This window comes from Streptomyces sp. NRRL S-920, from assembly GCF_000717945.1.
GTDB lineage: Bacteria > Actinomycetota > Actinomycetes > Streptomycetales > Streptomycetaceae > Streptomyces > Streptomyces alboniger.
On record NZ_JODF01000018.1, the window covers coordinates 1 to 13101 of the forward strand.

Here is a 13101-nt window from a genome sequence, read left to right on the forward strand (position 1 = left end):
AGGCAAGGCCCGCCCCGCCCGGCAGGGGCCCAGACACCCGCCCCCCCCGCCCGGCCCGAGGGCTACGCGTCGGCGTCCCGTGCCCGCAGCGCCCGCTCCACGCCCGCCCGTGACTCCGTGATCAGGCGGCGCAGGGCCGCCGACGGGGTCGTCGAGGCGAGCCAGGCGTCCGTGGCGTCCAGCGTGGCCCGGGAGACCTGGAGGGACGGGTAGAGGCCGAGGGCGATCTGCTGGGCCATCTCGTGGGAGCGGGAGTCCCACGCCTCCTTGACCGAGGCGAAGAACTTCTCCGTGTAGGGGGCGAGCAGCTCCCGCTGGTCCGTCTGGACGAAGCCGCCGATCACCGCCTCCTGGACCGCGTTGGGCAGGGTGTCGGACTCGACGACCGAGGCCCACGCCGCGGCCTTGGCCTCCGCGGTCGGCCGCGCCGCCCGCGCCGACGCCGCGTGGCGCTCGCCCGCGGCCGTCTTGTCCCGCTCCAGCTCCGCCGCGATCCCCGCCTCGTCGAGACGTCCCGTCGCCGCCAGCCGGCCCACGAACGCCCAGCGCAGCTCGGTGTCCACGGCCAGGCCCTCGATCGACTCCGAGCCGTCAAGCAGGCGTTCGAGGAGGGAGAGTTCGGCGTCCGTGCGGGCCGTCGCCGCGAAGGCCCGCGCCCACGCCAGCTGGTGGTCGCTGCCCGGCTCGGCCGAGCGGAGGTGGGTGAGGGTGGCCTCCGTCCAGCGGGTCAGCGCCTCCTCGCGGCGGGCCGGCGCCGCGTACAGGTCGAGCGCCAGCTTCACCTGGCGGTGCAGCGACTGCACGACCCCGATGTCGGACTCCTTGCCGATGCCGGACAGGACCAGGGAGAGGTAGTCCCGCGTCGGCAGCTCCGCGTCACGCGTCATGTCCCAGGCGGAGGCCCAGCACAGCGCCCGCGGCAGCGACGCCTCGAAGTCGCCGATGTGGTCGGTGACGAACGCCAGCGACTCGGCGTCCAGGCGGACCTTGGCGTACGAGAGGTCGTCGTCGTTCAGCAGGATCACCGCCGGGCGGGCCTTGCCCACCAGCGCGTCCACCGCCGTCAGCTCACCGTCGACGTCCAGCTCCACGCGGTCCGTGCGCACCAGCTTGCCGGACGCCTCGTCCAGGTCGTAGAGGCCGATCGCGATCCGGTGCGGCCGCAGCGTCGACTCGCCCTTCGCGCCCGCGGGGAGCGCCGGGGCCTCCTGCTTGACGGCGAAGGACGTGATGACGCCCTTCGTGTCGACGTCCACGACCGGGCGCAGCACGTTGATGCCCGCCGTCTCCAGCCACTTCTTCGACCACGTCTTCAGGTCGCGCCCACTGGTCTCCTCCAGGGCGCCGAGGAGGTCCGACAGGCGCGTGTTGCCGAACGCGTGCGCCTTGAAGTACGCCTGCACGCCCCGGAAGAACTCGTCCATGCCGACATAGGCGACGAGCTGCTTGAGGACGCTCGCGCCCTTCGCGTACGTGATGCCGTCGAAGTTGACGAGGACGTCGTCCAGGTCGCGGATGTCCGCCATGATCGGGTGCGTGGACGGCAGCTGGTCCTGGCGGTACGCCCACGTCTTCATCGAGTTGGCGAACGTCGTCCAGGAGTGCGGCCAGCGCGAGCCCTCCGCGTACGCCTGGCAGGCGATCGACGTGTACGTCGCGAACGACTCGTTCAGCCAGAGGTCGTTCCACCACTCCATCGTCACCAGGTCGCCGAACCACATGTGGGCCAGCTCGTGGAGGATGGTCTCCGCACGCGTCTCGTACGCCGCGTCCGTCACCTTCGAACGGAACACGTACTGGTCGCGGATGGTCACCGCGCCCGCGTTCTCCATCGCGCCCGCGTTGAACTCCGGCACGAAGAGCTGGTCGTACTTCGCGAAGGGGTACGCGTAGTCGAACTTCTCCTGGAACCAGTCGAAGCCCTGCCGCGTCACCTCGAAGATCGCGTCCGAGTCGAGGAACTCGGCGAGCGAGGGCCGGCAGTAGATGCCGAGCGGCACCGACTGGCCGTTCGGGCCCTCGTACGAGGAGTGCACCGAGTGGTACGGGCCGACGATCAGGGCCGTGATGTACGAGGAGATGCGCGGCGTCGGCTCGAAGAACCAGACGTCGTCCTTGGGCTCGGGCGTCGGCGAGTTGGAGATGACCGTCCAGCCGCTCGGCGCCTTCACCGTGAACCGGAACGTGGCCTTGAGGTCCGGCTGCTCGAAGCTCGCGAACACGCGGCGCGCGTCCGGCACCTCGAACTGCGTGTAGAGGTAGGCCTGCTGGTCGACCGGGTCGACGAAGCGGTGCAGGCCCTCACCGGTGTTGGTGTACTCGCAGTCGGCGACGACCCTCAGTTCGTTGGGGCCCGCCGCCAGGTGCTTCAGCGCGATGCGCGAGTCGCGGAACACCGCGGCCACGTCCAGCGCGTGGCCGTTCAGGACGACCTCGTGGACCGCGGGGGCCACCAGGTCGATGAAGGTCTCCGCGCCGCCCTCCGCGGAGTCGAAGCGCACCGTGGTCACGGACCGATAGGTGCCGCCCTCCTGTGCTCCGGAGAGATCCAGCTCGATCTCGTACGAGTCAACGGTCAGCAGCTTCGCTCTCTGCTGCGCCTCTTCGCGGGTCAGATTGGTGCCGGGCACGCGGTCATCTCCTCGGGTACGACGAGTAGGTCACTTGTGGTGTTTCCGGCCATCCTTCCATGCGGGTTCGCACGCCCGCCCGGGCCATTGTTCTCCCGCTGCCGTGCCGCTACGCTCCGCGCCACCGCCCCGGCCCGGGCGGGCCGCCGACCACGGCCCGCGTCACCGGCCGGGCGCGCGGCCACTGGGCGGCCGACCGGGAGCGCCGGGGCCGCCGGGACCACAGGGGGATGTGGGAGATGCTGGGGATCGAGGGGCCGGGCCGCGCCGGTCCGGCCGCGCGGCGGCCATGACCGACGTACTGGTGGCGGGCGCCGGCATCGGAGGGCTCACCGCCGCGCTCGGCCTGCACGCGGCGGGCATCGAGGTGCGCGTGGTGGACGCCGTCGACGAGCTGCGGCCCGCGGGGGTCGGCATCAACCTGCTTCCGTACGCCGTACGGGAGTTGACCGCTCTCGGGCTCGGCGCCGAGCTGGCCGCGACCGCGGTCGCGCCGGACGCCATGACCCACTTCGACCGGCACGGCAACCGCATCTGGAGCGAGCCGCGCGGCCTCGCGGACGGCCACCACTGGCCGCAGTACTCCCTCCACCGCGGCGCCCTCCAGCTGCTCCTCCTCGCCGCGGTGCGCGACCGGCTCGGCGACCACGCGGTGCGCACCGGCACCGCCTTCGTCCGCCTCGCCGAGCACGAGGGCGGCGTGCTGCGGGTGATCCTGCGGGACGTGGCGCGCGGCCGGGAGTACGCGGTGCGGGCGCGGGCCCTGGTCGGGGCGGACGGGCTGCACTCGGCGGTCCGGGCCATGCTGCACCCCGGCGAGGGGCCGCCGCGGTGGAGCGGCGTCCGGATGTGGCGCGGCGTCGCCGAATGGCATCCCGTGCTCGGCGGGCGGACGGTCGCCATCGCGGGCAGCAACGCCGCCGCCAAACTCGTCGTCTACCCGATCTCGCGGCCCGCCCAGGAGCGGGGCAGGGCGGTGCTCAACTGGGTGGCGGAGGTGCGGTACCCACGGGCGCACCACCACGCCATGGCGGGGCCCGCCGACTGGAACCGCTCCGGGCGGCTCTCGGACGTCCTGCCGCACTACGCGGGGTGGCGCGTCGCCGACCTCGACGTCCCCGCGCTGTTCGCCGCCACGCGGCACATCCTGGAGTACCCGATGGTGGACCGGGATCCGCTGGCGTGGTGGGGCCGCGGCCCGGTGACCCTGCTCGGCGACGCGGCGCACCCCATGTACCCCGTGGGGTCCAGCGGCGGCTCCCAGGCGATCCTCGACGCGGGCGTCCTCGCCCGCTGCCTCGCGTACGCCTCGCCGGACCGGGAGGCGGGGCTGCGGGCCTACGAGGAGGTGCGCAGGGAGGCGGCCAACGCGGTGGTCCTCGCCAACCGCGACATGCCGGCCGACCGCGTCCTCCAAGCGGTCGCGGAGCGGGCCCCCGACGGCTTCGAGCGGGTGGAGGACGTCCTGACCCCGCAGGAGCTGGCCGCGCTGGACGCGGCGTACCGGCGGACCACTGGCCTGGGGCCTTGAACCGGCCCTGTCACCGGCTCCGCCGAGTTCGTCCTCAAACGCCGGACGGGCTTGAATTCCCCAGCTCGATGTCCGAAATCCGCCAGCCCCGCCCCCGCCCCACGCGCGACGCTCGACCCATGACCACCGCTTACACCCCCCGCCCCATCACCCCTGACGCCCTCGCCCAGCTCCGTGACGTCGATGACGCGGGGCGGCCCTGCGTTGCGTACGTCGACCCCGAGGGCGGTGACCCTTTGCGGTGCTGTCTGCGGGCCGTCGAGCCCGGGGAGCGGGTCGCTCTTGTGTCGTACGCGCCCTTGCGCCGCTGGGCCGCCGAGAGCGGTGCGCGGCCCGGCGCCTACGACGAGCAGGGGCCCGTCTTCATCCACGCCGACCCCTGCGAAGGGCCGGCCCGGGAGCGTGCCGGCTACCCCTACTCCCGGGCGGGGGCCCTGCGGACGGTCCGCCGCTACAACGCCGAGGGGCGCATCGTCGGCGGGCGCCTGCTGGAGATCCCCGCGGAGGAGACGAAGGGCTTCGACGCCGCCTTCGACGAGGCCTTCGCCGACCCGGAGGTCGTCCTCGTGCACGTCCGCGCCGTGGAGTACGGCTGCTTCCACTTCGAGGTGCGCAGGGACGCGTGATCAGGCCTCACTGGTGACGGCACCGGCGTCGGCACCGGACAGCGCCCGTGCGAACTCCCGTACCCGCGCCGTCCCGCCGTCCCGGTGCCACACCATCCCCAGCACCGAGTCCGGCAACCCGTCGACCGGCACGAAGACGACGTCCTTGCGGCCGTGGTACTCCGCTGTCGGACGGCACAGCAGCATCGCGCCCCGGTCCGCCGCCACCAGCGTCAGCCCTTCCTGGAGCGTGCGGACCGCGGGCGCGGGCGTGTCCGAAGGGGCGTGCGCCGTACGCCAGTACGCGGGGGCCGGTCCCGTCGCGGCGATCAGCGGGGTCCCCTCCAGCTCCGCCGCGGTGAGCGAGGCCCGCCCCGCGAAGGCGTGCCGTACCGACACCGCGACGGTCTGCCGCTCGCTGGAGAAGACCGGGCCGAGCACCAGATCCGGCTCGGCGACCGGCAGCAGCACGATCGCCGCGTCCACCTCCCCGTGCCGCACCGCCCCGAACGGATCGGCGAAGGGGACTTCCACGATCTCCGTCACACAGCCGGGATGCCGCTCCTGGAAGGCCGCGATCGCTGCCATCAGCCGCGCGTCCGCGGTCCCCTGGAAGCCGATCCGCAGCGTGCCCTCGACGCCCCGCGCCGCCGCCCTCGCCCGCTCGACCGTCGACGACAACTGCTCGTAGGCGGGACGGAGTTCGCTGAGGAAACGCGTCCCGAGCGGGGTCAGCCGGACCCGGCGGCTCGTACGCTCGACGAGCCGCGCGCCGATCCTGCGCTCCAGGGCGGCGAGCAGCTGGCTGACGCGGCTCTGCGACACGTACAGCCGCTCCCCCGCCCGCCCGAAGTGCAGTTCCTCGGAGAGCGCGAGGAAGCACTCCAGCTCCCGGATCTCAAGCCCGTTCATGTCCGTACGACGCTCCTCCCGGGCCCCTCCCATCGATGAGCCCGGCTCATACAAGGATGAGATCTTCGGCGTTGTTCCCCGTCCGGCCGCGCCACAGGGTGGATGTCATGTCTCAGAGCACCCGACTCCCCACACCCCCGGCGGCGGTGCCCCGGCAGCGGGGCGGTCCCGCCGTCCTCGCCGTGGCGGCCGCGACCTTCTCCGTCGTCACCACCGAGATGCTTCCCGTCGGCCTCCTCACCTCCATCGGCTCGGGCCTGCGTGTCTCGGACGGCACCGCCGGTCTCGCCGTCACCCTGCCCGGCCTCGTCGCGGCGCTCGCCGCCCTGCTGCTGCCCGTCGCCGTGCGCCGCGCGGACCGGCGTACGGTCCTGTGCGTACTGATGGCGCTGCTCGCCGCCGCCAATCTGGCCTCCGCGCTCGCCCCCGCCTTCGGCGTCCTGCTCGTCGCGCGCGTCCTGGTCGGCGTCTGCATCGGTGGCGTGTGGGCCATCGCCGCCGGGCTCGGGGTGCGCCTGGTCCGGGAGGAGGCCGCGGGGCGGGCCACCGCGGTGATCTTCAGCGGAATCGCCGTGGCGTCCGTGCTGGGCGTCCCCGCGGGCACGCTCCTGGGTGAACTGGCGGGCTGGCGCTGGGGCTTCGCGGCCCTCGCCGCGCTCGCCCTGTCCGTCGCCGCGCTGCTCGCCACGGTGCTGCCGAAGCTGCCCGCACGCGAGGGAGTCCGGCTCGGCGCCTTCGCCGGACTGCTGCGGATCGGGCGGCTGCGGGCCGGGCTGCTCGCCGTCACGCTGCTGGTCACCGGGCACTTCGCCGCGTACACCTACGTCCGCCCCGTCCTTGAGCGCGTGCCGGGGATCGGTGCCGGGCTGATCAGCGGACTGCTCCTCGCCTACGGGACGGCAGGCATCGTCGGCAACTTCGCGGGCGGCGCCGTAGCGGCTCGCGATCCCCGCCGGGCGCTGCTCGCCATCTGCGCCGGGCTCGGCACGGTGGTGCTGCTGCTGGTGCCCGCGGGCGGCTCGCTCCTGGCGTCGGCGGCGCTGCTCGTGGCGTGGGGCCTGGCGTACGGCGGGGTGTCGGTCTCCGCCCAGAACTGGGTGATGGCCGCCGCCCCGCACGCCCGCGAGGCGGCGTCGGCGCTCTTCGCCGGGGTGTTCAACGTGGCGATCGCGCTCGGCGCGTTCGCGGGCGGCCGGGTCGCGGACAGCCGCGGGGCCGGGGACGCGCTGTGGTTGGGCGGCGCCCTCGCCGGCCTCGCGCTGGTGGCCGTGGCATGCGCGAAGGGCGTACGACAGGGACGTACGTGAAAGGGGCGGCCACCCGCGAAGGGTGACCGCCCCCGTCGGGACGTGGCCGGGATCAGCCCTTCAGCTCGGCCGCGACCAGCTCCGCGATCTGCACGGCGTTCAGCGCCGCGCCCTTGCGGAGGTTGTCGTCGGAGATGAAGAACGCCAGGCCGTTGTCGACCGTCTCGTCCTTGCGGATGCGGCCCACGAAGGAGTCGTCCTTGCCCGCGGCGACCAGCGGCGTGGGCACGTCCGTGACGACGACACCCTCGGCCTTCGAGAGCAGCTCGGTGGCGCGCTCGGGGCTCAGCGGACGTGCGAAACGGGCGTTGACCTGGAGGGAGTGCCCGGTGAAGACGGGCACGCGCACGCAGGTGCCGGAGACCTTCAGCTCCGGGATCTCCAGGATCTTGCGCGATTCGTTGCGCAGCTTCTGCTCCTCGTCGGTCTCGTTCAGACCGTCGTCGACGATGGAGCCCGCCATCGGCAGGACGTTGTACGCGATCGGCGCCACGTACTTGTCCGGCTCGGGGAAGTCGACCGCGGAGCCGTCGTGCGTCAGCTTCGGGGCGTCCTCGCCGACCTTCTTGACCTGCTCGAACAGCTCGTCCACCCCGGCGAGACCGGAGCCGGACACCGCCTGGTAGGTGGCGACGACCAGCGCTTCGAGGCCCGCCTCGGCGTGCAGCGGCTTGAGGACGGGCATCGCGGCCATCGTCGTGCAGTTCGGGTTGGCGATGATGCCCTTGGGGCGGTTCGCCACCGCGTGCGGGTTGACCTCGGAGACGACGAGGGGGACCTCGGGGTCCATGCGCCAGGCGGAGGAGTTGTCGATCACGACCGCGCCCTGCGAGGCGACCCGCTCGGCGAGGGCCTTGGAAGTGGCGCCACCGGCCGAGAACAGCACGATGTCCAGGCCGGAGTAGTCGGCGGTGGAGGCGTCCTCGACGGTCACGCCGTCCACGACCGTGCCGGCGCTGCGGGCCGAGGCGAACAGGCGCAGCTCGTCGACCGGGAACTTCCGCTCGACGAGGATCTTGCGCATGACCTTGCCGACCTGACCGGTGGCTCCGACGATTCCGACCTTCACAGGGACTTCCTCCGTATGTGCGTGCGGCCTCGTGACCTCGGCCGGTCTGTGGGGGGTGGCTCCATCATGCGTCTGTCCGGGCCCGGCTTGTCCAATCCATTGTCCGAGGTGCGGGACGCCACATTCGCCCGCTCCCGCCGTGAACGTTCCGGGCCGCCGGGGCGTCGTAGGGGAAACGGGGGGACGGGAGGGCGACATTGCCGCGCAGGAGAGTGCGCCGCGCGCCGCAGGGGCAGGCGGCGGATCCGCTGGACGCGGCTCAGGAGGACCGGGTGCGGGCGGTGCTCGCGCTCGGCGGCGTGCCGCACGCCGATCTGCCGGACGGCGTGCAGCAGGTCAGGCTGAAGCTCCTGGAGCGGGCGGCCGACGGGCGCGAGGCGCCGCGTGACGTGTCCGCGTGGGCGGCCGTCGTCGCCTCCAACCTCGCCATGGACTGGCACCGGGCCCGGCGCAGGCAGGAGCGGCTCGGCGAGCGGCTCTCCGTGCTGTGGCGGGAGGCGACCGACGAGGACGGCGCCGAGTCGCGGGCGCTGTCGATGGCGGTGGCGCAGGGCCTCGGCGAGCTGCCGGACGCCCAGCGGCAGGTCGTGGTGCTGCGCTTCTACGCCGATCTGCCGGTACGGGCGATAGCGGATGAACTGGGCATTCCGGAGGGCACGGTCAAGAGCAGGCTGCACACGGCGGTACGGCTCCTGCGGGCTCGGCTGCACGAAGGGGAGGTGGTGTGACGGTGCCCGGCAACAACGACTTCGACGCGCTGATGGCGGCGATCACGGACGACCCCGTTCCGCGGGAGGCGCTGCGCGACCCCGCCTTCGCCGCCGAGCACGCGGCGGCCGTGGCGGACGTGGCCCTGCTGAGGGAGCGGCTGGGGATCGTCGGCGAGGCGCTGGCGGCTTCCGCCGGGTCCGCGGCGCCGGTCGTCGTTCCGCTGAGGCCGCGTGCGGCCCGCCGCCGCGTCACCGTCGCGCTCGGCGCGGTGGCCGCCGCGGTGGCCGCGGCCTTGGTCGGGGGGCTCGCCTGGCTCGCGGTGGAGGCCGGTCCCGGCGCCGCCGAGTACGACGCGGGCGCGGGCAGCGCCAAGGGGGCGGCGCCGGACGGGAGGAGTGAGCGGGACGGAGACGGCGGGGCGGCGGGGTCGCTGACCGCGGAGGGTCTCGTGGCGTGCTCGCGGCTCATCGTGGAGGGCACGGTCACGGCGGTCGAGGCGGTGCCGGGCGCCGCGCGCGACCGGATCACGCTCGACGTGACCCGCTACTACAAGCCGGGGTCCGGGGCCCGGACGCTCACCTTCCCCATGGACGAGGACGTGGACCCCCGCCTGGAGAAGGGCGACCGCGTCATGATCACCATCCCCCGGGGCGAGTCCCACCCCGACAACTGGTCCACGGGCAAGGACCGCGACAGCCTGCGCCGCACGGTCCTCAAGGCCCTGCCGGGCGCGGCGAAGATCCGGTGCGAGGGCCGATGAGAAAGGCGCCGGGCGGGCTCGACCGAGCCTGCCCGGCGCCCCAGGACACCGCTGGACCTACTGGACCTACGGCGTAACCTTCTCGATCTTCACGCTGCCGTTGCCCGCGACCGTGCCGCCCGCGTTCAGCAGGGACACCTCGCCGAACAGCTCACGACCCTCGGCCGCCGGGGCCTTCGCCTCGACCTTGGCCTCGACCTGCGCCGAGTCGCCGCTGCCGAGCTTGACCTGCTTCGACTCGTCGACCGTGACCTTGCCGAGCGCGCCCGAGAAGAACACGTCCCGGTAGTCGTACGCGGTCGAGCCGGTCGGCACCGAGTAGCCCACGACCTCGATCGTGTACGTACCGGCGGCCGGCTTCGACAGGCTCACCGTCTCCTCCGAGTCGCCCTCCGCCGACGAGCCGACGACCTTGCCGTCCTTCTTGACGGCCAGGTCCAGGTCGGCGGCGACGTCCGCGGGCGAGCCGATGGCGACGTCGAGCCGCTCCGCGCCCTCGGGCACGACCACCGTGCTGGTCTGCGTGGCGCCCTGGCCGATGGTGGGCCGCGCCGACTTGGCGGAACCGAGCGAGCCGCCCCTCAGCTTGCCGTCGACCGCGGCGAACTTGTTCACGGCCTTCCAGGCGACGGGCGCGGGGGTGCCGACCTTCGCCTCGGGGAGCGTCTGCACGGCCGGGTCGAAGTCGACGCCGAGCGCGGAGACCTTCAGCTTGTACGGGTTGTCGAGCAGCGGCGACGTGCGGCGCGACTCGACCTCGATCTCCCAGACGCCGGGCTGCGGCTCGGCGTACGAACGCAGGTCCGGGCGGCAGGTGTTGGCCGGGTTCTCGTAGTTCGGGTAGCAGACCAGCGACGACGTGGAGTCGACCGGGACGCCGTAGGGGTGCACCGCTATGAACCGCGTCTGGCTCTTGTCCTTCAGGCCGCCGAGGGCGACTTCGAGGGACTTGGCGCCCTTGGGCACGGTCACGAAGTACGACTTGGTGCTGTTGCGCTGCACCGAGCCGTCGGCCTCGTACGAGAACGAGGGCTTGGCGAGTGGCGCCGAGACGACGACCGTCGACATGATCTGCTGGTCGATGCCCTCGGTGCGCTCGTCGTCGACGGTCAGGATCGCGCTGTGCAGACCGGCCGACCTGGCCTTCGCCTGGACCCGCACGGTGACCGGCTCGTTCAGCGGCAGCGTGACGTCACCCTTGCCGAGGAGGCGGAAGGTGCCCTCGTGGTTCTTGGCCAGGTCCAGCTCGTGGCGGATGCCGCGGTCCGGGCCCGAGGTACGGGTGATCGTGACGTCGTACGTCCGCTTCTGGCCGGCCCGCAGGCCGCCCTCACGGTCGTAGATGCCGGTGCCGGGCTTCTTCAGCTCCTGGTCCAGGGCGGTGTCGACCGGGGCCTTCACCGTGTACGTGTGGGCCTTCGCGCCGTCCTCGATGGCGTCCCAGGCGTCGACGACGTCGATCAGGCCGGTGCCCTGCGCGTACGCCTGCTCACCGCGGATGTGGTTCGCGGTGGACGTCAGCGCGGTGCGCAGCTTCGCCGGGGTGAGGTCGATCTTCTCGCGCTCGGCGGCGGAGAGCAGCAGCGCCGAGGCGCCCGCGGCCTGCGGGGAGGCCATCGACGTACCCTGCAACATCGAGTAGCCGGCGGGCAGTTGGTAGCCCGCCTCGGTGACCGCGGAGCCCGGCAGCCAGGTCTGCGTGGTGTTGATGGCCGAGCCCGGCGCCGAGATGACCGGCGTGAAGCCGCCGTCCTCGCGCGGACCGCGCGAGGAGAAGTTCATCATCGCGTACTTCTTCTCCACGGCGGAGCCGTAGTTGGCGGCCCACGTCTCCTTGGAGATGGCGGCGCCGACCGAGATGACCTTGTCGGCGAGGCTCGGGTCACCGATGGTGTTGGCGCCGGGGCCGGAGTTGCCCGCGGACACCACGAGCTGCACGCCGTAGGTGTCGATGAGGCGGGTGTAGAGCGCGGCGCGCGCGTTGTTGCCGTCGTTGAGCGCCGGCAGACCGCCGATCGACATGTTGACGATGTCCACGCCGCGCTTGGTGACGAGGTCGATCATGCCCTCGGTCAGCGCGACGTTGGTGCAGCCGCCGGACCAGGTGCAGGCGCGCGAGGAGACCAGCTTGGCGCCGGGTGCCGCGCCGTTCATCCTGCCGCCGAACAGGCCGTTGGCCGCGGTGATGCCCGCGACGTGCGTGCCGTGCTCGGACTCGATGAGGCCGACGTTGACGAAGTCGGCCTTCTTGCCGACCCAGTCGCCGCCGTACGGGTCGGTGGGCACGTCCTTGCGGATCTCGACGACGAACGGGATGCGCTCGACGACGTCGGTCGCCGGGTCGTCCTTGCCGAAGTAGGCGACCTGGTGGCCGTCCTTGTACGGCTTCATCGTCTCGTCGTCGGTGAAGTCCTTGTTGTCGTTCAGGTCGACGCGCACCGTGCCGGCCGCCGGGTCGTACAGGAGGCCCCAGCTGTCGGTGGTGTCGCCGTCGCGGTTGAGGTCGCCCTTGGCGTCGCCGCCGGTGGTGGCCGACTCACGGAAGCGGTTGACCTGGAAGGTGCCCGCCGGGGCCTTCCACGTCTCGCTGTCCCAGGTGAAGACGGGGCCGGTGACCGGGTTGGTCATCCGGCGCCAGGTGCCGTCCGCGTCCACGATCGGGTCGGTCGCGGTCACCCAGTCGGTGATCTTGCGCTCGCCGGTGGTGGTCTTCCGCAGCGCCGGGTGGCCGAGGTCGATGCCCGAGTCGAGGACACCGATGGTGACGCCGCGGCCGTCGGCCTTCGGGTGCTTCTTCACGAAGTCGACGGCGCCGGTCTCGGCGGACGGGTTGTACGGGTTCTTCGCGGGGGTGTTCTTGTCCGGGCCCGGGTACGTGCCCCTCGCACCGGGCTTCGCGCCCTTGGCGCGGTCGGCGGCGGGGGTCGGGTCGTCCAGTTCGATCTCGTGCCGCAGGTCGATGGCGTGCACGGACGACAGCTTCGCGGCCGACTTGATCGCGGCGTCCGCCTTGCCGGTCGGCACGGTCGCGCGGACGTAGCCGAGCTTGTCGTAGGTGCGGCCGACCGAGCCGCCCTTGACGCCGTCGAGCTGGTCGGCGACCTGCTCGGTGGCGCCGGGGGCGGTCGCGACCATCATCGTGACCGTCTTGTCGCCGTCCGCCTTGGCGTCGGCGAGCAGGTCCGCGTCGGCCGCACCGAGCTTCGCCGCGGCGGACTTGGGCTCGGGCACGGGGGCGTCGTCCGCCGCGAAGGCCATGGGTGCGGCCCCGGTCGCGCAGAGCGCGGCGGTGAGGCCGACGGCTATCGCGAGGCGGGGCGCGTGTCTCGCGCTGGAACTGGATCTGGGCATCGGCATCCCTGTACGTGAAGGTCGGGAAGGAGGGTTCATCCGGCCCACCCTTCGAGAAGGTCCGGAATTCGGGGCCGGATGACCGCTCAGCCTTACGTAAGTGACAGCTGTTTGGGGAGAGTTGTCCGAGCTGTGATCAGGGCGTGACGCAATTCCGCCATGCGCCATCGAGGACATGGCTGGTTATAGGGGGACATGGGGGAACGGCCCCGCCCCCGGAAGGAG

General features: G+C 72.7%; 9 protein-coding genes. 5 read left to right on the plus strand and 4 right to left on the minus strand.

Annotated elements, in window-relative coordinates; all coding sequences use genetic code 11:
- Window positions 1-62: 62 nt before the first annotated feature.
- A complete protein-coding gene (gene pepN / locus IG54_RS0115380; RefSeq protein ID WP_030783202.1) occupies window positions 63-2630 on the minus strand; it encodes an aminopeptidase N in 2568 nt (855 codons plus the stop codon).
- A 289-nt stretch (window positions 2631-2919) separates the two neighbouring features.
- Here pepN and IG54_RS0115385 point away from each other — a divergent pair, with 289 nt between their 5' ends.
- Both IG54_RS0115385 and IG54_RS0115390 read left to right on the plus strand, forming a co-directional pair.
- Window positions 2920-4161, plus strand: coding sequence for a flavin-dependent oxidoreductase (locus IG54_RS0115385; protein WP_030783204.1), 1242 nt, complete (start codon window positions 2920-2922; stop codon window positions 4159-4161).
- 119 nt (window positions 4162-4280) lie between these two features.
- A complete protein-coding gene (locus IG54_RS0115390; RefSeq protein WP_030783207.1) occupies window positions 4281-4787 on the plus strand; it encodes a DUF1203 domain-containing protein in 507 nt (168 codons plus the stop codon).
- On the opposite strand, the gene IG54_RS0115395 is transcribed toward IG54_RS0115390, so the two are convergent.
- Window positions 4788-5678: a LysR family transcriptional regulator gene (locus IG54_RS0115395; protein WP_030783210.1), complete on the minus strand. Its 891-nt coding sequence runs from the start codon at window positions 5676-5678 to the stop codon at window positions 4788-4790.
- Window positions 5679-5785: 107 nt separating this feature from the next.
- Between IG54_RS0115395 and IG54_RS0115400 the strand changes: the two genes are divergently transcribed.
- Window positions 5786-6985, plus strand: coding sequence for an MFS transporter (locus IG54_RS0115400; protein ID WP_051819542.1), 1200 nt, complete (start codon window positions 5786-5788; stop codon window positions 6983-6985).
- A 52-nt stretch (window positions 6986-7037) separates the two neighbouring features.
- On the opposite strand, the gene IG54_RS0115405 is transcribed toward IG54_RS0115400, so the two are convergent.
- Window positions 7038-8054, minus strand: coding sequence for an aspartate-semialdehyde dehydrogenase (locus IG54_RS0115405; RefSeq protein ID WP_030783215.1), 1017 nt, complete (start codon window positions 8052-8054; stop codon window positions 7038-7040).
- Window positions 8055-8266: 212 nt separating this feature from the next.
- Between IG54_RS0115405 and IG54_RS0115410 the strand changes: the two genes are divergently transcribed.
- Window positions 8267-8782, plus strand: a complete 516-nt coding sequence (locus IG54_RS0115410) for a sigma-70 family RNA polymerase sigma factor (protein ID WP_030783218.1) — start codon at window positions 8267-8269, stop codon at window positions 8780-8782.
- A gap of 2 nt (window positions 8783-8784) precedes the next feature.
- On the plus strand, window positions 8785-9525 hold the full coding sequence (locus IG54_RS42015) for a hypothetical protein (protein ID WP_234336179.1): 741 nt from the start codon (window positions 8785-8787) through the stop codon (window positions 9523-9525).
- Window positions 9526-9591: 66 nt separating this feature from the next.
- On the opposite strand, the gene IG54_RS0115420 is transcribed toward IG54_RS42015, so the two are convergent.
- Window positions 9592-12876 (minus strand): S8 family serine peptidase, encoded by a 3285-nt coding sequence (locus tag IG54_RS0115420; RefSeq protein WP_234336181.1) that lies wholly within the window; start codon window positions 12874-12876, stop codon window positions 9592-9594.
- Between the last annotated feature and the right edge of the window lie 225 nt (window positions 12877-13101).

What these genes read in the sequence shown, in the direction of transcription:
- IG54_RS0115395 (WP_030783210.1), bottom strand. Translation starts at nt 5,678, where the DNA reads ATGAACGGGCTTGAGATCCGGGAGCTGGAGTGCTTCCTCGCGCTCTCC.
- IG54_RS0115385 (WP_030783204.1), top strand. Translation starts at nt 2,920, where the DNA reads ATGACCGACGTACTGGTGGCGGGCGCCGGCATCGGAGGGCTCACCGCC.
- IG54_RS0115400 (WP_051819542.1), top strand. Translation starts at nt 5,786, where the DNA reads ATGTCTCAGAGCACCCGACTCCCCACACCCCCGGCGGCGGTGCCCCGG.
- IG54_RS0115420 (WP_234336181.1), bottom strand. Translation starts at nt 12,876, where the DNA reads ATGCCCAGATCCAGTTCCAGCGCGAGACACGCGCCCCGCCTCGCGATA.
- IG54_RS0115390 (WP_030783207.1), top strand. Translation starts at nt 4,281, where the DNA reads ATGACCACCGCTTACACCCCCCGCCCCATCACCCCTGACGCCCTCGCC.